Source organism: Pseudomonas sp. SbOxS1 (genome assembly GCF_013416725.1).
Taxonomy (GTDB): domain Bacteria; phylum Pseudomonadota; class Gammaproteobacteria; order Pseudomonadales; family Pseudomonadaceae; genus Aquipseudomonas.
Window position 1 is genome coordinate 73,732 of sequence record NZ_JAAVXC010000051.1, and the last position, 20,734, is coordinate 94,465.

A 20,734-nucleotide genomic window follows, 5' to 3' on the forward strand; every position below is an offset into this window, starting at 1 on the left:
CGCCGCTGCAGGCTGAGTGCCATGCACCGACTTACGACAAATCAACGAGTTATGCCATGGATCTGCGCAGTAAAGGTCACCCCGCGGGGCAACCTTGGAAACCGCCGGATGTTATCACAAGAGCCGCCACGCACCTATCCCCCTGATGCGCATGGAGCATAGTTAGTTGACCGATGACAGGCTTGAGGGGGATCAGAGGGGCTTAGAGCCGGATTGAATGCTGAATTGGGGTTGATTCTGGCTAATTCATTACCTTTTAGGGCCCCTTCGCGGGCAAGCCTCGCTCCTACAGGTTTTGTGAGCACCGCAAAACATTGTAGGAGCGGGCTTGCCCGCGAAGGCGATTGGTCAGACACCAGATACCTTTAATGCAGGCGCTTGCGGCACATCAACTGCGTCATCTTCGCCGTGTCCGGCCGCTCGACGATGCCTTTTTCGGTGACGATCGCGTCGATCAGGTCCGCCGGGGTCACGTCGAACACCGGGTTGAACGCATCGACATCCGCCCCGAGCCGCTGGCCACCCACTTCCAGTAACTCACGCCCATCGCGCTCCTCGAGCACAATGTCGTCGCCACTGGCCAGGTCCATGTCGATGGTCGAACTCGGCGCCACCACCATGAAGCGCACGCCGTGGTGCATGGCATTGACGGCCAGCTGATAGGTGCCGATCTTGTTGGCCACGTCGCCATTGGCGGTGATGCGGTCCGCGCCGACGATGACCCAGGTGACGCCCTTGATCTTCATGATGTGCGCAGCGGCGGAATCGGCATGCAGGGTCACCGGAATGCCTTCGTTGGCCAGCTCCCAGGCGGTCAGGCGCGAGCCTTGCAGCCATGGACGGGTTTCGCTGGCATACACGCGCTCGACCATCCCCTCGATGAAGGCGCCGCGAATTACCCCCAGCGCCGTGCCGAAGCCACCGGTGGCCAGTGCGCCGGTGTTGCAATGGGTAAGGATCGCCTGGGCGTTGCCCTGGTGCTTGCGGATCAGGTCGACGCCCAGTTGCGCCATGGTCAGGTTGGCTTCGCGGTCGCTTTCGTGAATAGCCAGGGCCTCGGCTTCCAGCACGGACAAGGGGTCCGCGTGCTTTTTCAGCCGTGCCAGGCGCTCGCGCATGCGGCCCAGCGCCCAGAACAGATTGACCGCGGTTGGACGGGCGTCGGCGAGCTGCGTGAAATCCTCCTCCAGCGCTGCCTGCCAATGGCCGCCCTCGGCGAACCGGGCGCGCGCCGCGAGCACAACGCCATAGGCAGCACTGATGCCAATGGCCGGTGCGCCGCGCACCACCATCGAGCGAATGGCCTCAGCCACGCCCGCTGCGCTGGTACAGGCGACCCAGGTTTGTTCGAACGGCAAAACACGCTGGTCCAGCAGGTACAAGGTGCCATCACGCCAATCGATGGCCTTTACCTTCTCAGCAGCCAACAGTCGATCGCGCATCCCACACCCCGCAGTCAGAAACAAAAGCCGCCGATTATAGCGATCCCCCGACGAAGACGCTCGGGTATACTTCGCCATCCTTTACAAAAGCCCTGGAACCGATCCTCGATGCCGAACACCGCCGTTGCGCTCGATCTGTTGTTGCTGCCGACCTGGCTGGTACCCGTCGAACCCGCTGGCGTCGTGCTCAAGGATCATGGCCTGGGCATCCGTGACGGGCGCATCGCCTTCATCGGTCCACGTCGCGACGCCCTGAAGCTTAACGCAACCGAAGTGCGCGAACTGCCGGACATCCTGCTCAGCCCCGGCCTGATCAATGCCCACGGGCATGCGGCAATGACCCTGTTCCGCGGCCTGGCCGATGATCTGCCGCTGATGACCTGGCTGGAAAACCACATCTGGCCGGCCGAAGCCAAGTGGGTCGACGAGGAATTCGTGCGCGACGGCACGGACCTGGCCATCGCCGAGCAGCTAAAAGGCGGCATCACCTGCTTCTCTGACATGTATTTCTTCCCGAAGGTTGCCAGCGAGTGCGTGCACAACAGCGGTATTCGCGCACAGATCGCGATTCCGATCCTGGATTTCCCGATCCCGGGCGCCAGCACGGCGGACGACGCGATTCGCCAGGGTGTCGAGCTGTTTGGCGACCTCAAGCATCACGAACGTATCAAAATCACCTTCGGCCCCCATGCACCCTACACCGTGGGCGATGAAAACCTGGAAAAAATCCGGGTGATCGCCGAAGAGCTGGACGCCTCGATCCACATGCATGTGCATGAAACTGCCTTCGAAGTGCAGCAAGCGCTCGAACAGCGGGGTGAACGGCCACTCGCCCGCCTGGCGCGCCTGGGCCTGCTGGGGCCGCGCTTCCAGGCGGTGCACATGACCCAGATCAGCGAGGAAGACCTGGCGCTGCTGGTAGAAAGCAACACCCATGTCATTCACTGCCCGGAGTCGAACCTGAAGCTGGCCAGCGGTTTCTGCCCGGTGGAGCGTTTGTGGCAGGCCGGGGTCAACGTGGCCCTCGGCACCGACGGCGCCGCCAGCAACAATGACCTCGACCTGCTGGGCGAAACCCGTACCGCCGCCCTGCTGGCCAAGGCCGTCGCGGGCTCGGCCACCGCGTTGGACGCCCACAGTGCCTTGCGCATGGCCACCCTCAACGGTGCACGCGCCCTGGGGATCGAAGCCGAGGTGGGTTCGCTGGAGCTCGGCAAGGCCGCCGACATCGTCGCATTTGACCTCTCGGGCCTGGCCCAGCAACCGGTTTACGACCCGGTTTCGCAGCTTATATATGCCAGCGGTCGCGATTGCGTGAAACACCTTTGGGTCGCGGGCAAGCAACTGCTCGACGACCGCCGCCTGACGCGCCTGGATGAACAACAACTGGTGGCCACCGCCAAGGCGTGGGGCCAGCGCATCAGCGGACGCAAAGAATCGTAAGCCCCCCGGACTCAACACCGGGGCTACAGGATTTTTCAAGTTTTAGAGGACTTAAACCATGAGCAACGTCGACTACGCCGAAATCGCCAAATTCGAAGCCCTGGCCCATCGCTGGTGGGACCGCGAGAGCGAATTCAAACCGCTGCACGACATCAACCCGCTGCGCGTCAACTGGATTGACGAACGAGTCAACCTGGCTGGCAAGAAAGTCCTCGACGTCGGTTGCGGCGGCGGCATCCTCAGTGAAGCCATGGCCCAGCGCGGCGCGACCGTGACCGGCATCGACATGGGCGAAGCGCCACTGGCGGTGGCCCAACTGCATCAGCTGGAATCGGGCGTGAACGTCGAATACCGGCAGATCACCGCCGAAGCCCTGGCCGAGGAAATGCCCGAGCAGTTCGACGTGGTCACCTGCCTGGAAATGCTCGAACACGTACCGGACCCATCCTCGGTGATCCGCGCGTGCTTCCGCATGGTCAAGCCGGGCGGCCAGGTGTTCTTCTCCACCATCAACCGCAACCCGAAGGCTTACCTGTTCGCCATCGTCGGCGCCGAATACATCATGAAGCTGTTGCCGCGCGGCACCCACGACTTCAAGAAGTTCATCCGCCCTTCCGAGCTCGGTGCCTGGAGCCGCATGGCCGGCCTGACCGTCAAGGACATCATCGGCCTGACCTACAACCCGCTGACCAAGCATTACAAACTGGCGTCCGACGTGGACGTCAACTACATGATCCAGACCCTGCGCGAGGAGTAAGCCGATGCGTATCAGAGCAGTTCTTTTCGACATGGACGGCACCCTGCTCGACACCGCGCCGGACTTCATTGCGATTTGCCAGGCGATGCGTGCCGACCGCGGCTTGCCGCCGATCAACGACAAGCACATTCGCGACGAAATCTCCGGCGGTGCCAAGGCCATGGTCGCCGTGACCTTTTCCATGGACCCGGAGTCGCCAGGTTTCGAAGAGTTACGCCTGGAGTTCCTCGAGCGCTACCTGGTGGGCTGCGCGGTTCACAGCAAGCTGTTCGACGGCATGGGCGAACTGCTGGCCGACATCGAGAAAGCCAACCTGATCTGGGGCGTGGTCACCAACAAGCCGCTGCGTTTCGCCGAGCCGATCATGCAGCAGCTGGGGCTGGCCGAGCGCTCGGCACTGCTGATCTGCCCGGATCACGTGAAGAACAGCAAGCCGGACCCGGAACCGTTGATCCTCGCCTGCAAGATGCTCGACCTCGACCCGGCCAGCGTGCTGTTCGTGGGCGACGACCTGCGCGACATCGAATCGGGGCGCGATGCCGGCACCCGGACGGCCGCCGTGACATTCGGCTACATCCACCCGGACGACAATCCGCGGCATTGGGGCGCGGATGTGGTGGTCGATCATCCGCTGGAGTTGCGCAAGGTGCTTGATAGCGCCCTGTGTGGCTGCTAAGCCTGCATCCGATTTTTGGAATGCGGAGTGAATGCTGACGCCTTCGCGGGCAAGCCCGCTCCCACAGGGTCCGGGGTGATCACAAATTTTGTATCCTCAACAAGACCTGTGGGAGCGGGCTTGCCCGCGAATGGCCGCGCCGCGATCTGTCGTCTGTTTTCGTGAGGTTTTTTATGTTTGATTATTCCGCCCGCCCCGACTTGCTCAAAGGCCGGGTCATCCTGGTCACCGGCGCCGGCCGTGGCATTGGCGCTGCCGCCGCCAAAACCTATGCCGCCCATGGCGCCACCGTCCTGTTGCTGGGCAAGACCGAAGCCAACCTGACCCAGGTCTACGACGAGATCGAAGCCGCCGGCCATCCGCAACCGGCCGTGATCCCGTTCAACCTGGAAACCGCCCTGCCCCATCAATACGATGAGCTGGCCGCGATGATCGAAAGCGAATTCGGCCACCTGGATGGCTTGCTGCACAACGCGTCGATCATCGGTCCGCGCACCCCGATCGAACAGCTGTCCGGCGAAAACTTCATGCGCGTCATGCAGGTCAACGTCAACGCCATGTTCATGTTGACCAGCACCCTGCTACCACTGCTCAAGCTGTCCCAGGATGCCTCGGTGGTGTTCACCTCCAGCAGCGTCGGGCGCAAGGGTCGCGCGTACTGGGGCGCTTACGGGGTTTCGAAATTCGCCACCGAAGGCCTGATGCAAACCCTGGCCGACGAAGTCGACAGCGTGGCGCCAGTACGCTCCAACAGCATCAACCCGGGGGCCACTCGCACCAGCATGCGCGCCCAGGCGTATCCGGGTGAAAACCCGCTGAACAACCCTACGCCCGAGGAGATCATGCCGGTCTACCTCTACCTGATGGGGCCGGACAGCACCGGTATCAACGGCCAGGCGTTCAACGCCCAGTAATACCGTCCGTCGCTTTTGTGCCGCGTCGACTTCCCGACGCGGCTCTCCAGCGACAGCGCGCTTTCAGTCAAACAACCGTCGCAAAATTTCCATCCTCCACTTTAGCGCTTATCAACCCATTGATAGATAAGGGTTTTTATATAAAAGTTGCTAAATGGCACGACTTTCGCTGTGTATTTGCCCGAACCCGCTGTGGAAAAGCCGCGGCTTCGCGGCCAAATTGCGGATTACTAATCTGCGATAAAGCAGATTAAGCTTGTACGAAATGTCCCAAGGGACTGACGGACCAGTATGACGCGCGGCCAAGAGCCGCTCGCACCCAGCTTGTAAGACAGCCTTACTGCTCAAGGGCGCACGCCATATGAAACCACCTTCCCAGACCAACGCAATTGACTTTGACAGCGCCAAATTGCAACGCCTGGGGTTTGGTCAGCAGCCACCGATCCTGGAGAGGCCCGTCAGCCTTGCGCAACTGCGCCAGCAATTGAACCTGCAGCTGCAAACCAGTCTTGAGCCGCAACGCATACTCGGGCTGTTCTACCGCGAAATCCAGCGACTGGTGCCCCTTGATGCCTTGAGCTACCTGCACAAGAGCAGCGACTTGCGCCTGGAATTCGGCCTGCGAGGTCACCATTCGATCAGCTACAGCCTGAGCCACGAAGGCGAGCACCTGGGCGAACTGATCTTTCGCCGTAACCAGCGCTTCAGCGAACAGGAGCAGGCCAGCCTCGAGTCCCTGCTGGCCGCGCTGCTCTATCCGATGCGCAATACCCTGCTGTACCGCGCCGCCACCCAGAGTGCATTGCGCGACCCGCTGACGGACACCGGCAATCGCATCGCCATGGACCAGACGCTGCAGCGGGAAATCGAACTGGCTCGACGTCATATGCAGCCCCTGTCGTTGTTGATGCTGGACATCGATCACTTCAAGCAGATCAACGACACCCATGGGCACAGTGCCGGCGATGACGTGCTCAAGGCCGTGGCCGCCTCGATCAAGAACCAGCTGCGCAACGTCGACATGGTGTTTCGCTACGGGGGCGAAGAGTTCCTGATCCTGCTGTCCAACACCAGCCGGGAAGCGGCGGCCCTGGTCGGCGAGCGCCTACGGTTCGCAGCGCAGACCGAAGATTATCCCGCCGATGGCCGCACCGTGGAGCTGACAATCAGCCTTGGCTGCTCAACCCTGCTGCCCGGCGAATCCGCCGAGAGCCTGTTGCGTAGGGCCGACAGCGCACTGTACGTCGCCAAGCGCGAGGGGCGTAATCGGCTGACGATGGCGGGGTGATATCCGGGTCAGCGCACCGCGCCACGCAACTCACCCACCATTGCCTGCAACCGGGCCGGCTGCGCTGTTTCAACAGCCACCATCGGCCCCGCCACCAGCGTCACCCGCGACCACAAGCGGCGAAACAGCCCCTTGCCCGGATCGCGGCTGAAGAAGCTCCCCCACAACCCCTGCAATGCCAGGGGAATGACCGGCACCGGGGTTTCTTCGAGAATGCGCGTGAGCCCGCCCTTGAACTCGTTGATCTCGCCATCGGCGGTCAACTTGCCCTCGGGGAATATGCACACCAACTCTCCGTCCTTCAGGTACTGCGCGATGCGCGTGAAGGCCTTTTCGTAGATCTGGATGTCTTCTTGACGGCCCGCAATAGGAATCGTCCCTGCGGTGCGAAAGATGAAATTGAGCACCGGCAAGTTATAGATCTTGTAATACATCACGAAGCGGATCGGCCGACGCACCGCGCCGCCAATCAGCAAGGCATCGACGAACGACACGTGATTGCACACCAGCAACGCCGCCCCCTCATCGGGAATCAGGTCCAGGTTGCGATGCTCCACGCGGTACATGGAATGGCTGAGCAGCCAGATCATGAAACGCATGGTGAACTCGGGAACGATCCTGAAGATGTAGGCGTTGACGCCGATGTTCAGCAACGACACCACCAGGAACAATTGCGGGATCGACAGCTTGACCAGGCTCAGCAGGATGATCGAGACGATCGCCGACACCACCATGAACAGCGCGTTGAGAATGTTGTTGGCGGCGATCACCCGGGCCCGTTCGTTCTCGGCGGTGCGTGACTGGATCAGGGCATACAGCGGCACGATGTAGAAACCGCCGAACACCCCCAGGCCGAGGATGTCGAGCAACACCAGCCAGGCATGGCCAAAACCGAGGATCTCGAGCCAGCCATGACCGTCGACACTTTCCGCAATACCGCCGGAATGCCACCACAGCAACAAGCCAAACACGGTCAACCCGAAGGAACCGAACGGCACCAGGCCGATTTCGACTTTGCGCCCGGAGAGCTTCTCGCAGAGCATCGAACCCACGGCGATGCCGACCGAGAACACCGTGAGGATCAGGGTCACGACGGTTTCGTCGCCGTGCATCCACTCCTTGGCATAGGCCGGGATCTGCGTCAGGTAAATCGCCCCGACAAACCAGAACCAGGAGTTACCGACGATCGAGCGCGACACCGCCGGGGTCTGCCCAAGGCCCAGTTTCAGCGTGGCCCAGGACTGGCTGAAGATGTTCCAGTTCAGGCGCATTTGCGGCGAGGCCGCTGCCGCCCGCGGAATGCCGCGGCTGGCCAGGTAACCGAGTACGGCGATAGCGATGATCGCGGTGGACACCACCGGCGCATAGTGACTGGACGACATCATGATGCCGGCGCCGATGGTTCCGGCCAGGATCGCCAGGAAAGTACCCATTTCCACCAGGCCATTGCCACCCACCAGTTCATCTTCACGCAGGGCCTGGGGCAGGATCGAGTACTTCACCGGCCCGAACAGCGCCGAGTGCGTGCCCATGGCGAACAACGCCAGCAGCATCAACGACAGGTGATCGAACAGGAAGCCCACCGCGCCCACCGCCATGATGGCGATCTCCCCGAGCTTGATCAGGCGGATCAACGCGTCCTTGGCGAATTTCTCGCCGAACTGCCCGGCCAGCGCCGAGAACAGGAAAAACGGCAGGATGAACAGCAACGCGCACAGGTTGACCCAGATCGAACGGTCACCTTCGATCGACAGCTTGTACAGGATGGCGAGGATCAACGACTGCTTGAAGATGTTGTCGTTGAACGCCCCGAGGGACTGGGTCACGAAGAACGGCAGGAAACGCCGGGTGCGCAGCAAGGTGAACTGTGAAGGGTGACTCATCTTCCATGTGTCCCTGAAGCTTATGAATAGGTAGCGAGTGGCGTGGATACAGTCTTGGAATGTCGCACGCCGATCCAGGCCACACATTACCTAATCTTTGCCGGTTATTTCTTTAATCCTGCAATGCACGGCGAGACGAACAGCTCGCCGCGCCAGGCACCTTGCACCGTACGCTTGGCGACGATCAGCCACATCACGATCAGCAGGCTCACCAGCACACAACCAAAGACACTGAAAAACGTCAGGTGCAGCATGCTGGCCAGTTTCAACGTTGCCAAAGAATAGACACCCAACGGAAAGGTGAAACCCCACCAGCCGAGATTGAAGGGAATACCGGCGCGCAGATAACGCAGGGTGATCAGCACGGCCATCAGCATCCACCACAGGCCAAAGCCCCACAGGGTGATCCCGGCGACCAGGCCCAGCCCCGCGGCAATTTCACCGACACCCGGCAAACCGTTGGCGGCAAAGATCACCGGCGCATCGGCGCCCAACAGCAACATGCCCAGTGCACCGGTACCAATCGGCCCGAGTGCCAGCCAGCTCGAAGCGGCCATGTTTTCGTGGGGCAGTTTATGCAGCGCCATGCGCAGCAGCAGAATCGTCAGGATGCTGAACGCCACCGGCAGGGAAAATGCCCAGAGTACGTAGCTGGTCACGAGCATCACCAGTTGCCCATGGGCATCGGCCAGGTGCGGCGCCAGCAAACCACCGCTGGCGGCCGCCACTTCCGCCGCCACCACAGGGAGCAGCCAGACCGCGGTCATCTGATCGATGCTGTGCTCCTGGCGAGTGAACATCAGGAAGGGAATCAGCACCCCGCACGCCACCGACATCGCCACGTCCAGCCACCACAAGGCCTCGGCCAGGTGGATCACACCCTCGCCCCAGCGCGGCAAGCCGAACAGCAGGAAGCCGTTGATGATGGTCGCCAGGCCCATGGGGATCGTGCCGAAAAACATCGACACCGTGGAGTGGCCGAAAATCCGCCGCGCCTCATCGAAAAACATCACCCAGCGCGCCGCGTACAGCGCCGTGAACAACAGGAACAGACCGATATTGAACAACCAAAGGGTTTCGGCAATGGCGCGCAGCACCGGACTGGCAACGGGCAATTGCACCAGTGCCAAGGCCAGCACCCCGGTGCCCATGGTGGCGGCGAACCAGTTGGGGGTGAACTGGCGGATGACTTCGCGCGGGTGCTGCAAATGGCTGAACGGTTTGATTCCGGATTTAATGGTATTGGGGCATGTCATGGCGAACTCCTGTCCTCTCGTGAGGTGGAGCCCATCTTAGATCCGGATCGAATATCTATATAACGGGTAATATCTCTAACTGTTATCTATTTTGCAGATAAACAATCAATCACCTGCAACGCACACCCTGGCCCTGCGCCGACGCAACGACATCAGCAACGCGCCGACGGACAGGATAATCAGCCCCACGCCATAGCCATCGGCAGTCGCCACCAAGCCGAACGCATGCGTCAGGTTTCCGGCCAGGAACGACGGCAGGCAGAACGCCAGGTAACTGAGCACGTAATACGCCGACATCAATCCTGCCCGTTCATGGGGCAAGGCCAGTGGCACCAGGCTGCGTACGGCACCGAGGAATCCGGCACCGAAACCACAGCCGGCCACGAGCGTGCCCAGGAAAAACAGCGGCAGACTCGCACTGTGGACGCCCAGCAGGATCAGCACGATACCCACCGGCAGCAAACTTGTGCCCAGCTGCAGCGCTTTGCCGGCGGGTTGATTGCGCAGGGTGAAAATCATCGAGGCGCCGGTCAACGTCAAGGCCGCGACCGTTGCTCCGCCAATCAGGTTCGAGGTCGAACCGGTGGCCGTACGCACCAGCGAGGGTGCCAGCGATGCGTAAAAACCGCCGAGCGCCCAGGTCGCCACGTTGAGCGGCAATACCCGCCACAGGGTCGAACGCGCCTGAACGGGCACATGCAGTGTCGGGCGCAACGATGCCCAGGCCCCGGCTTGGGGCGATACGCTCTCTGGCAAACGCCAGACATACACGGCCTGCAACGCAAACAGGGCAAGCAGCAGCCAGTAAGTCAGCTGCAGGGGCGCGGGTGCAAACTCCGCCAACAGGCCGCAACCCAAGCCGCCCATGGCCATGCCGAGCAAGGGCGCAACGCTGTTGATCAGCGGCCCCTGCTGGCGATCGACATCCAGCAAGGTGGCACTGAGCACCGCTGTCGCCATGCCGGTGGCGAAACCTTGCAGCACCCGGGCACCGATCAGCCAGGCGACGCTGTCGGCCTCAATAAACAACAGCATTGCCACGCCATTGAGCACGACAGCAGTGAAAATCACCGGCTTGCGCCCCAAGTAGTCCGAGAGCGAACCCACCGTCAGCAGCGCGGCCAGCAGGCTGAGGGCATACACGCCGAAAATCAGGGTGAGCATGGCCGCCGAAAACTGCAGCTGCTCCTGATACAAGTGATACAAGGGCGTCGGCGCCGTCGAAGCCGCCAGGAAACTGAGCAAGGTGATGGCCAGGAACCCCAGGCTTGCACGGTGTGAATGAGAACTGGACATGGACACACTCCACAAAAGCTAATTTTTTGCTTTTGCGGAGTGTGCTACCGACCGGCGCTTAAAGCAAATTCTTTGTGTTAAGGTCAGGTGCATGGCCCTACAGAGCCCCGCGAAACAGGAAACACGCAATGACAGCGCCCACTTTACGTCCCGGCGGCCGCAGCGCCCGGGTACAGGAATCGATCCATACCGCCGTGCGCGAACTGCTCGAAGAGCAAGACCGCGCCAGCGTTACCGTGCCGCAAATTGCCGCGCGCGCGGGGGTCACGCCTTCGACCATTTATCGGCGCTGGGGGGACTTGTCGGCGCTACTGGCGGACGTCGCCCTGGCCCGCATGCAACCGGAAAGCGAGTCGCCCAAGACCGGCAGCCTGCTGGGCGATGTGCGGGCCTGGGCGGATCAGTACCTGGATGAAATGAGCTCCGCGCCTGGGCGCAACATGCTGCGCGACGTGCAATCGAGCCTCAAGCCAAGCTATTGCGCGACGATCATTGGCGGGCAATTGCAGGTCATCCTCGATCGCTACCCGGACCAGCCCACACCTGGCGTCGACCGGCTGATCAACATGGTGGCTGCGCCTATCGTGTTTCGCATCCTGTTTTCCGAGGCGCCGCTGGAGGTTGAGGAGTTGCATCGGTTGATCGAGATTGCGTTGAATCAGTAAGGCCGCCATTCGCGAGCAGGCTCGCTCCCACATTTGACGGTGTTCCACTGTGGGAGCGAGCCTGCTCGCGAAGAGGCCAGCACAGGCACCATCAATCTGCTGCGACACCCCGCCACGCACGACCTTGGTCGACACTGACTAACCCCGGCCATCGTGCGAGACTGTCAGTCCGGGCGGGAGGCCCGGGTGTCTTTGGTTGCCTGGAGTTCCCATGTCGCTGTCCAGTGGGCTGATTGCCGTCGTCGCCCTGGCCTATATGGCCATCATGTTCGCCATCGCCTTCTACGGCGACCGTCGCAGCGCGCCCCTGCCGCCGCGGATGCGGGCCTGGGTGTACAGCCTTTCGCTGGCGGTGTACTGCACCAGCTGGACCTTCTTCGGCGCGGTGGGCCAGGCGGCTGAGCAGCTGTGGTCCTTCCTGCCGATCTACCTCGGGCCGATCCTGTTGTTGATCGGTGCGCCCTGGGTCCTGCAAAAAATGGTGATGATCAGCAAGCAGGAGAACATCACCTCCATTGCCGACTTCATTGCCGCCCGCTATGGCAAATCGCAATCCCTGGCGGTGGTAGTGGCCCTGATCTGCCTGGTCGGCGTGCTGCCCTACATCGCGTTGCAGCTCAAGGGTATCGTGCTCGGGGTGAACCTGCTGATCGGTGCCGGCGCCGATGCCATGGGGGTTCGCGCGCAAGACACCGCACTGGTGGTGTCCCTGGTCCTGGCGCTGTTCACCATCGTCTTCGGCACGCGCAACCTCGACGCCACGGAACACCACCGCGGCATGGTGTTGGCGATCGCGTTCGAGTCGCTGGTCAAGCTGTTCGCTTTCCTCGCGGTTGGCGCCTACGTGACCTTCGGCCTGTACGACGGCTTCGATGACCTGTTCGACCAGGCCATGCTCGCCCCGCGCCTCGAGGAATACTGGAAGGAGACCATCAACTGGCCATCCATGGTGGTGCAGACCGGCGTGGCGATGATGGCGATCATCTGCCTGCCGCGGCAGTTCCACGTGACCGTGGTCGAGAACATCGACCCGCAGGATCTGCGCCTGGCCAAATGGGTGTTCCCGGCCTACCTGGCCTTGGCGGCCCTGTTCGTCGTGCCCATCGCGCTGGCGGGCCAGATGCTGCTGCCCAGCTCCGTGCTGCCGGACTCCTTCGTCATCAGCCTCCCACTGGCCCAGGCTCACCCGGCCCTGGCGTTGCTGGCCTTTATCGGCGGCGCATCGGCGGCCACCGGCATGGTGATCGTGGCCAGCGTGGCGCTGTCGACCATGGTCTCCAACGACATGCTGCTGCCCTGGCTGCTGCGCCGCAACAATGCCGAGCGCCCGTTCGAGGTGTTCCGCCAGTGGATGCTGTCGGTGCGCCGCGTGACCATCGTGGTCATCCTGCTGCTGGCCTACGTCAGTTATCGCCTGCTGGGATCGACCGCCAGCCTGGCGACCATCGGCCAGATTGCCTTCGCCGCCGTGACGCAACTGGCACCGGCGATGCTCGGCGCGCTGTACTGGAAACAGGCCAACCGCCGCGGCGTATTCGCCGGCCTCGCCGCCGGTACATTCCTGTGGTTCTACACGCTGATCCTGCCGATTGCCGCCCACAGCCTCGGTTTGTCCCTGAGCAGTTTCCCAGGCCTGGCCTGGCTGCACAGCAACCCGCTTAACCTGCCGATCACCCCGCTGACCCAAGGCGTGGTGCTGTCGCTGGCGGGCAACTTCACGCTGTTCGCCTGGGTCTCGGTGCTGTCGCGCACCCGCGTATCGGAGCACTGGCAGGCCGGTCGTTTTATCGGCCAGGAAATCAGCGCCCGGCCCAGCGCCCGCTCGATGCTCGCGGTACAGATCGACGACCTGCTGCAACTGGCCGCACGCTTCGTCGGTGAAGAACGCGCCCGGCAGAGCTTCATCCGTTTTGCCTACCGCCAGGGCAAGGGCTTCAATCCGAACCAGAACGCCGATGACGAATGGATCGCCCACACCGAGCGATTGCTTGCGGGTGTGCTGGGCGCTTCATCGACTCGCGCCGTGGTGAAAGCCGCCATCGAAGGCCGGGAGATGCAGCTCGAAGACGTCGTGCGCATCGCCGACGAAGCCTCGGAAGTCCTGCAATTCAACCGCGCGCTGCTGCAAGGCGCGATCGAGAACATCACCCAGGGCATCAGCGTGGTCGACCAGTCGCTGAAACTGGTGGCCTGGAACCGCCGCTACCTGGAGCTGTTCAACTACCCGGACGGCCTGATCAGCGTCGGCCGGCCGATTGCCGACATCATCCGCCACAACGCCGAACGCGGCCTGTGCGGCCCCGGTGAAGCCGAAGTGCACGTCGCGCGGCGCCTGCACTGGATGCGCCAGGGCCGGGCGCACACGTCCGAGCGGCTGTTCCCGAACGGCCGGGTGATCGAACTGATCGGCAACCCGATGCCCGGTGGTGGCTTCGTCATGAGTTTCACCGACATCACCGCGTTCCGCGAAGCCGAGCAGGCGTTGACCGAGGCCAACGAGGGCCTGGAACAGCGCGTCACCGAACGCACCCACGAGCTGTCGCAACTCAACGTAGCCCTGACCGAAGCCAAGGGCACCGCCGAGGCCGCGAACCAGTCGAAAACCAGGTTCCTGGCGGCCGTCAGCCATGACCTGATGCAACCGCTGAACGCCGCGCGCCTGTTCTCCGCCGCCCTGACCCACCAGGACGACGGTTTGTCCACGGAGGCGCAAAAACTGGTCCAGCACCTGGACAGTTCGCTACGCTCGGCCGAAGACCTGATCAGCGATCTGCTGGATATCTCCCGCCTGGAAAACGGCAAGATCAACCCGGATGCCAAGCCGTTCGCGCTCGATGAGTTGTTCACTACCCTGGGTGCCGAGTTCAAGGCGCTGGCGCGGGACCAGGGCCTGGAATTTCGCGTCAGGAGCAGCAAGTTGCGCATCGACAGCGACATCAAGTTGTTGCGTCGCATCCTGCAGAATTTCCTGACCAACGCTTTCCGTTATGCCAAAGGGCCGGTGCTGCTGGGCGTGCGCCGTCGCCAGGGCGAGGTGTGCCTGGAAGTGTGGGACCGTGGGCCAGGCATACCGGAAGACAAGCAACAGGTGATCTTCGAAGAATTCAAACGCCTCGACAGCCATCAGACCCGCGCCGAGAAAGGGCTGGGGCTGGGGCTGGCGATCGCCGACGGATTATGTCGCGTGCTGGGGCACACGTTGCGCGTGCGCTCATGGCCGGGGCGCGGCAGCGTGTTCAGCGTCAGCGTGCCCCTGGCCCGCGCGCAAGCCGCGCTGCCGAACAAGGTGGTCGAACTCAATGGCAAGCTGCCCAGCGGCGCCCATGTGCTGTGCATCGACAATGAAGACAGCATCCTGATCGGCATGAACAGCCTGCTCACCCGCTGGGGCTGCCAGGTCTGGACCGCACGCAACCGCCAGGAGTGCATGGCCCTGCTCGGCGATGGCTTGCGCCCGCAACTGGCGCTGGTGGATTACCACCTGGACGACGGCGAAACCGGGACCGAGCTGATGGCCTGGCTGCGCACACGATTGGGCGAGCCGGTGCCCGGCGTGGTGATCAGCGCCGACGGCCGACCCGAGACGATGGCCCAGGTGCATGCGGCGGGGTTGGATTATTTGGCCAAACCGGTGAAGCCGGCGGCGTTGCGGGCGTTGTTGAGTCGGCATTTGCCGTTGTAATGTTGTTGGCTTTAATCCCGTGGCATGGCCTCTGACGCCTTCGCGGGCAAGCCCGCTCCCACAGGTTTTGCGTTGGACGCAGATTTTGTGGGCAACCCTTAACCCTGTGGGAGCGGGCTCGCCCGCGATGCTTTTTGGCCTATTCCGGTAATTCGACCAACCCATCCACATCCGTCATCGCCCGCTCCAGCAAGTCAGCTGGCAGGCTCTTGCTCGCCCGCGCCCCCAGCAACTTGAGCTGCTCGCTGCGGCTGACCAGGTTGCCGCGGCCTTCTGTCAGCTTGTTGCGCGCCGAGCTGTAGGCCTTGTCCAGTTGCTGCAAGCGATTACCGACTTCGTCCAGGTCCTGGATGAACAGCACGAATTTGTCGTACAGCCACCCGGCCCGCTCGGCGATTTCCCGTGCGTTCTGGCTTTGCCGCTCCTGCTTCCACAGGCTGTCGATGACTCGCAGGGTCGCCAGCAGCGTGGTCGGGCTGACGATCACGATGTTGCGGTCGAAGGCTTCCTGGAACAGTGTGGGCTCTGCCTGCAACGCGGCGGAAAACGCCGCTTCGATCGGCACGAACAACAGGACGAAGTCCAGGCTGTGCAAGCCGTCGAGACGTTTGTAGTCCTTGCCGGCCAAGCCCTTGACGTGATTGCGCAACGACAGCACGTGCTGCTTGATGGCGATCTGGCCGATGGCTTCGTCTTCGGCCGCCACGTACTGCTGATAGGCCGTCAGGCTGACCTTGGAGTCGACCACCACCTGCTTGTCGCCCGGCAGGTAAATGATCACGTCCGGCTGGAAACGCTCGCCGTCCGGGCCCTTGAGATTGACCTGGGTTTGGTACTCGCGCCCCTTCTCAAGCCCCGCGTGCTCAAGCACGCGCTCCAGAATCAATTCGCCCCAGTTGCCCTGGGTTTTCTGTCCTTTCAAGGCGCGGGTCAGGTTGGTGGCCTCGTCGCTCAGGCGCAGGTTGAGCTGCTGCAGGCGCTCCAGCTCCTTGGCCAGGGAGAAGCGCTCCCGGGCTTCGGCCTGATAGCTTTCCTCGACGCGCTTTTCAAAAGACTGGATGCGCTCCTTCAATGGATCGAGCAACTGCCCCAGGCGCTGCTGGCTGGTTTCGGCAAAACGCTGCTCGCGCTCATCGAAGATTTTCCCCGCCAGCTCGGCGAACTGCGCACGCAGCTCGTCTCGCGAGCCCTGCAGGTCGTTGAGGCGCTGCTGATGGCTTTCCTGTTGCTCGCGCAACTCGGCCTTGAGCGACGCGGCCTGGGCGTCGAGGCGGCGCAGTTCGGCTTCTTTGCCGGCGCGCTCGATATTCCAGGCGTGGGCCGCATCGCGGGCATCGTCACGCTCGATCTGCAGCAGCTCGACCTCACGCCGCACGGCGGCGAGGTCTGCCTGTTTGGCAGCGTTGGCCTGACCCAGGTCGACGACTTCATCGCGACAGGCCTCGAGCTGCGCATTCAGGCCATCCTGCGCCAGATGTGCCGTGGCCAGGCGCTCTTCCAGCAGCGACGCCTGGGCCTGAGCGGCGCTCGCCCGACGTTGCAGTTGCCAGGCCAACACCAGCAGCGGCAAGGCCGCGCCCGCCAGCCCCAGCAATGCGCTGGTCAAGTCCATAGCCATAGCCACTCCTGCCATTCAAATAAAGCTTGAAGGTTAACCAAGGCGCCAGGTCTTGGACAGCTCAGTCTTCGAGCAAGCCCAGTTCCTGCTGCGCGCGCAGGTCCCCTGCCCGCGCGGCCTGACGCAAGAGATCCTGGCCAATCCGGCGATCCCGGGCATTGCCGCATTCACGGCACATCAATTGCCCCAGCCGGCTCTGCGCAGCGACGACACCTTCACGGGCCGGTTGCTTGAGCAAACGTCCGGCGATGTGTTTGACGTTGGGGTTTTCGCCCAGGCGCGGGCTGTCCAGCAACCACTCGGCCACCCGCATCGAAATGCGCTTGGGTGAGGCAACCGTGGACGATTTGACGGAAGAGGAAGGAGGCGGTGTACGAAACTTCATAAAGCACTGTGGGCAGATCGGAAGGCGCGCCACTCTACTCTCTTTTTCTTACAGGTAAAGCCGAAAAAAACCCGGCACGCCCGTCCTAGAGCAAGCGCTCGGGACAATCCACAGAAGCTGTGGATAACTCAGTGGACAACCGCCATTGAACTCGCGCAAAGGCTTATGGAATGGGGCCTGCAGTCAAACTGACGATTTTTTCACCAGTTAAAAAAGACGATATTTTTCATTGACTTAAATTTTGGTTACAGGCACCCACTGCGTTTGAAGGCTGGATGACAGCGCGGTGACAGTCCGCGCAACTAATGTGCACAACTACCTTCGGGACGGTTATATCACTGGGTTTTTTCGGCGCATTTTTCTTGATTGCTGGGGATAACCCCCCGGGAAACCCGCGCTCCAGGCCGCTTTCAGCGATGACCACCGGTCGGATTGCGCACGATAACCGAACAGTTTCCAGGCCTCGACCAGCAGCCGACGAAGGATGAAGCCAAGCGGACATCCAGGTTTTTTTGCAAGCACACTTCCCTTTGCCTGATCAATCCGTTAGTATCCGCGGCGTTAGTACCAAGCTGAAAGTCAATTCTGGTCGAACAAATCCCCCCGGCGCAGCCTTCCCACAGGAAGCCGCTACCGAAAAAGCGGGATCGACCACCTCGATGGTTTCCAGGTAAATCTTGCGCCAACACAGCCTTTGAATCGAAAGCAAAGGGTGTTGCCAGGCTCGCTTACTCTGACCGAACCAGCCTGCAAATTGATCAGGATCTTCACCCCGGGCCCAGAACCTTTGCCCTTGATGTGCTGCCTGCCCTCCTAAGTACCTACCTGCCAGCCCAAGCGCGCCAATTATCAGCGCTTCAAACTGGCTGCTTTGTTCCAGTCGGGTTCTTCGTTCGACCAACGGTGGTCGTCGTTACTGGAACGTTTTAATTTTGCACGGCTCTTATCCGTGTCGCTTGTAGGAACACCCATGACTATGTCTACTCAAATCCACACCCAGGATGCCATCCGCACCCTCACCAACGCTTTTGCACCGATGAACTGCCTGATCATGGCCGCTCGCAAAGGCTGTTTCAGCTTCACCCTGGTCAACGAACACGGCATCGCCCGTCACAGCGAACGCCTGTATCCCGACCAGTACTCCAGCGCCGAACCGCTGCAGGCGGTGATCGAGCGTACGCGTCAGGCCCTGGTTGCCTGAAACGCCAGCACGGCTGAAACACCAGAAGCCCCGCCCGAAAAGCGGGGCTTTTTGTTGCCCGACGTTTCACGATGACTAAGCACGGATAGGTATAAGGTTTATAACTCGCAAGCACAAATATTTTAAAAACAGACCTTTACGCGGTGAATATGACACTAGACTTCAACTCAAGCGGGTTGATCCGCTTCCGACGAGCCTGAGTCGATTCACCGCTGCCAAAGCCTTTCAGGTTCGTCGCCAAATTGATGTATCGAGGGTTTTATGGGTATCGCTGCCAGCGAACTGTGCCGCTATGTGATCCGTCCGACCTTGCTCTACCTTGGATGCCATAGCGCAACTGCCGAATCCCTGCTGCTAGGCATCGCTGCCAGCCAGTCAGCCCTTGGTTCCGCCCTGCATGACCGCCGTGGACACGGCCTGTACCGAATCGCCGAACCCCGCCACCAGGCACTTTGGGACCATTACCTGGCACTCGACCCGGAACGTGCAAGCCTGGTACGTGGCCTGGCCAGCCAGCATGCTTTCCTCAGTGGCCCGCACCTGGAATTGACCGTCAACCTGCGTTACGCCACTGCCATCGCCTGGCTGCTGGTCGAAGAACAGAACACCCCCCTCCCCGAAGCAGATGATTTGCTGGGCATGGCCCGCATCTGGCGCCAGACCTTCCAGCCCCAAGGACGCCTGAGAGACTTCACCTGCGCCTGGCAAACCTGTGTTGCACCGATGAATCTGGTCGCCTGCTGAAATCCCTGGATCCAAAGATCGCGCAACTGGCAGCGAATCTGGTCGGATTGTCCTACAAAACCGCTCTAAATCAAGCATTACAGCCTATGGCGCTGGGACGAAAATGTTGGTAATTTTCGCCCCGGTGATCACCAGGAGTTCTAATAATGAAAAAAGTAATGCTCAAAACCACCATTAGCCTCGCCGTTGCCATGGCATCCACCCAACTTTTCGCAAGTGGCTTTGCCCTCAACGAACAAAGCATCAGCGGGATGGGGACAGGTTTTGCCGGGCGATCTTCTGCTGCCGACGACGCATCCACCGTTTTTGGCAACCCTGCCGGCATGTCGCGCCTCAAGCGCGAACAAATGACCGGTGGCGTTGCATTCATCGACGCGCACGCTGACATCAGCGATGCCAGCTCCCGCCCAAATGGCGGCACCAACAAAGGTGACATGGTCCCTTTCATGGGCGTGCCCATGGGCTACTACGTCAAGCCACTCGATGACCAGTGGGCAGTCGGTTTCGGCGTCTACGCTCCATTCGGCCTGGTGACCGACTACGAGAGCGGCTTCGCCGGCCGTTACTTCGGCAGCAAGAGCGAAGTCACCATCGTGACCCTGCAGCCAACCGTCAGCTACGCCTTCAACGACAAGGTGTCGATCGGTTTCGGTCCGACCATCAACCGCATCGACGGCAAGCTGGAATCGGCCCTGTCGCTGAACCCGGCAGCAGCGGACGGTGAAGTCAAGATCAAGGGCGACGACACCGCTGTCGGCTACAACATCGGCATCATGGTCCAAGCACTCGAAAGCACTCGCCTGGGCCTGACCTACCACTCGAAAGTGAAGTACAAGCTCGAAGGCAACACCAAGGTCAACTACGGCCTGCTCGCGGCGCTGGGCCAGAACCCGAACCAGAAGTTCGACGCTTCGCTGGACATCACCACGCCTGAGTCGGTGGACTTCTCGGTCACTCACCAACTGGACGACCAGTGGACCCTCTACGCAGGCAGCACCTGGACTCGCTGGAGCCGCCTGAAAGAAATCACCGTGGAGAACGAAGGCGTTCCTGCCGCCCTGGCCGCACGCGGCTTTGGCACCATCACTGAAGAGCAAAACTGGCACGACACCTGGGCTCACGCCATCGGTGCTTCCTACCAGCTGAACAAGCAGTGGGTGCTGCGCACCGGCCTGTCGGTTGACCAGGCGCCAACCAACAACGAAAACCGTTCGCCACGCATCCCGACGGGCGATCGCACGATTTTCAGCCTGGGCGCCGGCTGGAGCCCGACCGACGACCTGACCATCGACGTTGCGTACTCGTACCTGCGTGAAGAGTCGGTCAAGGTCAACGATAACAACGGCCGCCAGGCCTATAGCTCCAAGTATGAAAACTGGGCGAATGGTTTCGGTGTCGGTGCTACCTACCGCTTCTGATGACCGTCGGCGAGCCTGAAAGACTCGCCGCCTGAATCAAAAAAGCCCCGCGCTCTGGCACAGAGG

16 protein-coding genes are annotated in these 20,734 nt (G+C 61.6%); 10 read left to right on the forward strand and 6 right to left on the reverse strand.

Annotated elements, in window-relative coordinates:
• Positions 1-365: 365 nt before the first annotated feature.
• On the reverse strand, positions 366-1,442 hold the full coding sequence (gene mtnA, locus HFK74_RS30715) for an S-methyl-5-thioribose-1-phosphate isomerase (protein WP_180206818.1): 1,077 nt from the start codon (positions 1,440-1,442) through the stop codon (positions 366-368).
• A 108-nt stretch (positions 1,443-1,550) separates the two neighbouring features.
• Here mtnA and HFK74_RS30720 point away from each other — a divergent pair, with 108 nt between their 5' ends.
• The 5 genes from HFK74_RS30720 to HFK74_RS30740 all read left to right on the forward strand — a co-directional run bounded on the left by HFK74_RS30720 (position 1,551) and on the right by HFK74_RS30740 (position 6,520).
• A complete protein-coding gene (locus HFK74_RS30720) occupies positions 1,551-2,885 on the forward strand; it encodes a TRZ/ATZ family hydrolase (protein ID WP_180206819.1) in 1,335 nt (444 codons plus the stop codon).
• A 58-nt stretch (positions 2,886-2,943) separates the two neighbouring features.
• Positions 2,944-3,642, forward strand: coding sequence for a bifunctional 2-polyprenyl-6-hydroxyphenol methylase/3-demethylubiquinol 3-O-methyltransferase UbiG (gene ubiG / locus HFK74_RS30725; protein ID WP_008065228.1), 699 nt, complete (start codon positions 2,944-2,946; stop codon positions 3,640-3,642).
• Positions 3,643-3,646: 4 nt separating this feature from the next.
• Positions 3,647-4,318: an N-acetylmuramic acid 6-phosphate phosphatase MupP gene (mupP, locus tag HFK74_RS30730; protein WP_180206820.1), complete on the forward strand. Its 672-nt coding sequence runs from the start codon at positions 3,647-3,649 to the stop codon at positions 4,316-4,318.
• 173 nt (positions 4,319-4,491) lie between these two features.
• Positions 4,492-5,232, forward strand: a complete 741-nt coding sequence (locus HFK74_RS30735) for a YciK family oxidoreductase (protein WP_180206821.1) — start codon at positions 4,492-4,494, stop codon at positions 5,230-5,232.
• Between the two features lie 361 nt (positions 5,233-5,593).
• Positions 5,594-6,520, forward strand: a complete 927-nt coding sequence (locus tag HFK74_RS30740; protein WP_180206822.1) for a GGDEF domain-containing protein — start codon at positions 5,594-5,596, stop codon at positions 6,518-6,520.
• A gap of 8 nt (positions 6,521-6,528) precedes the next feature.
• Here HFK74_RS30740 and HFK74_RS30745 read toward each other — a convergent pair whose 3' ends face one another.
• From HFK74_RS30745 to HFK74_RS30755, 3 genes are all read right to left on the reverse strand, one after another.
• Complete coding sequence (locus HFK74_RS30745; protein ID WP_180206823.1) at positions 6,529-8,403, reverse strand: MFS transporter; 1,875 nt, start codon at positions 8,401-8,403, stop codon at positions 6,529-6,531.
• Positions 8,404-8,507: 104 nt separating this feature from the next.
• The gene (locus HFK74_RS30750) at positions 8,508-9,659 is read right to left on the reverse strand and encodes a TDT family transporter (protein ID WP_180206824.1); all 1,152 of its coding nucleotides are present in this window, start codon (positions 9,657-9,659) and stop codon (positions 8,508-8,510) included.
• A 105-nt stretch (positions 9,660-9,764) separates the two neighbouring features.
• On the reverse strand, positions 9,765-10,955 hold the full coding sequence (locus tag HFK74_RS30755) for an MFS transporter (RefSeq protein ID WP_180206825.1): 1,191 nt from the start codon (positions 10,953-10,955) through the stop codon (positions 9,765-9,767).
• Between the two features lie 128 nt (positions 10,956-11,083).
• Here HFK74_RS30755 and HFK74_RS30760 point away from each other — a divergent pair, with 128 nt between their 5' ends.
• Positions 11,084-11,620, forward strand: a complete 537-nt coding sequence (locus tag HFK74_RS30760; protein WP_180206826.1) for a TetR/AcrR family transcriptional regulator — start codon at positions 11,084-11,086, stop codon at positions 11,618-11,620.
• A 211-nt stretch (positions 11,621-11,831) separates the two neighbouring features.
• On the forward strand, positions 11,832-15,302 hold the full coding sequence (locus HFK74_RS30765) for a hybrid sensor histidine kinase/response regulator (RefSeq protein ID WP_180206827.1): 3,471 nt from the start codon (positions 11,832-11,834) through the stop codon (positions 15,300-15,302).
• 139 nt (positions 15,303-15,441) lie between these two features.
• Here the strand turns inward: HFK74_RS30765 and rmuC are convergent, their stop codons facing one another.
• Together rmuC and HFK74_RS30775 are read right to left on the reverse strand one after the other, a co-directional pair.
• Positions 15,442-16,806 carry a DNA recombination protein RmuC gene (gene rmuC, locus HFK74_RS30770; protein WP_180206845.1) on the reverse strand — a complete coding sequence of 455 codons (1,365 nt, stop codon included), beginning with the start codon at positions 16,804-16,806 and terminating at the stop codon, positions 15,442-15,444.
• Positions 16,807-16,981: 175 nt separating this feature from the next.
• Positions 16,982-17,305, reverse strand: a complete 324-nt coding sequence (locus tag HFK74_RS30775) for a sel1 repeat family protein (protein ID WP_306669930.1) — start codon at positions 17,303-17,305, stop codon at positions 16,982-16,984.
• A gap of 976 nt (positions 17,306-18,281) precedes the next feature.
• Between HFK74_RS30775 and HFK74_RS30780 the strand changes: the two genes are divergently transcribed.
• From HFK74_RS30780 to HFK74_RS30790, 3 genes are all read left to right on the forward strand, one after another.
• Positions 18,282-18,506, forward strand: coding sequence for a hypothetical protein (locus HFK74_RS30780; protein ID WP_007898912.1), 225 nt, complete (start codon positions 18,282-18,284; stop codon positions 18,504-18,506).
• Between the two features lie 261 nt (positions 18,507-18,767).
• The gene (locus tag HFK74_RS30785) at positions 18,768-19,250 is read left to right on the forward strand and encodes a hypothetical protein (protein ID WP_180206828.1); all 483 of its coding nucleotides are present in this window, start codon (positions 18,768-18,770) and stop codon (positions 19,248-19,250) included.
• A 146-nt stretch (positions 19,251-19,396) separates the two neighbouring features.
• Positions 19,397-20,668 (forward strand): OmpP1/FadL family transporter, encoded by a 1,272-nt coding sequence (locus HFK74_RS30790; protein ID WP_180206829.1) that lies wholly within the window; start codon positions 19,397-19,399, stop codon positions 20,666-20,668.
• Positions 20,669-20,734: the final 66 nt, after the last annotated feature.

What these genes read in the sequence shown, in the direction of transcription:
- mtnA (WP_180206818.1), bottom strand. Translation starts at nt 1,442, where the DNA reads ATGCGCGATCGACTGTTGGCTGCTGAGAAGGTAAAGGCCATCGATTGG.
- HFK74_RS30720 (WP_180206819.1), top strand. Translation starts at nt 1,551, where the DNA reads ATGCCGAACACCGCCGTTGCGCTCGATCTGTTGTTGCTGCCGACCTGG.
- ubiG (WP_008065228.1), top strand. Translation starts at nt 2,944, where the DNA reads ATGAGCAACGTCGACTACGCCGAAATCGCCAAATTCGAAGCCCTGGCC.
- mupP (WP_180206820.1), top strand. Translation starts at nt 3,647, where the DNA reads ATGCGTATCAGAGCAGTTCTTTTCGACATGGACGGCACCCTGCTCGAC.
- HFK74_RS30735 (WP_180206821.1), top strand. Translation starts at nt 4,492, where the DNA reads ATGTTTGATTATTCCGCCCGCCCCGACTTGCTCAAAGGCCGGGTCATC.
- HFK74_RS30740 (WP_180206822.1), top strand. Translation starts at nt 5,594, where the DNA reads ATGAAACCACCTTCCCAGACCAACGCAATTGACTTTGACAGCGCCAAA.
- HFK74_RS30745 (WP_180206823.1), bottom strand. Translation starts at nt 8,403, where the DNA reads ATGAGTCACCCTTCACAGTTCACCTTGCTGCGCACCCGGCGTTTCCTG.
- HFK74_RS30750 (WP_180206824.1), bottom strand. Translation starts at nt 9,659, where the DNA reads ATGACATGCCCCAATACCATTAAATCCGGAATCAAACCGTTCAGCCAT.
- HFK74_RS30755 (WP_180206825.1), bottom strand. Translation starts at nt 10,955, where the DNA reads ATGTCCAGTTCTCATTCACACCGTGCAAGCCTGGGGTTCCTGGCCATC.
- HFK74_RS30760 (WP_180206826.1), top strand. Translation starts at nt 11,084, where the DNA reads ATGACAGCGCCCACTTTACGTCCCGGCGGCCGCAGCGCCCGGGTACAG.
- HFK74_RS30765 (WP_180206827.1), top strand. Translation starts at nt 11,832, where the DNA reads ATGTCGCTGTCCAGTGGGCTGATTGCCGTCGTCGCCCTGGCCTATATG.
- HFK74_RS30775 (WP_306669930.1), bottom strand. Translation starts at nt 17,305, where the DNA reads ATGAAGTTTCGTACACCGCCTCCTTCCTCTTCCGTCAAATCGTCCACG.
- HFK74_RS30780 (WP_007898912.1), top strand. Translation starts at nt 18,282, where the DNA reads ATGTCTACTCAAATCCACACCCAGGATGCCATCCGCACCCTCACCAAC.
- HFK74_RS30785 (WP_180206828.1), top strand. Translation starts at nt 18,768, where the DNA reads ATGGGTATCGCTGCCAGCGAACTGTGCCGCTATGTGATCCGTCCGACC.
- HFK74_RS30790 (WP_180206829.1), top strand. Translation starts at nt 19,397, where the DNA reads ATGAAAAAAGTAATGCTCAAAACCACCATTAGCCTCGCCGTTGCCATG.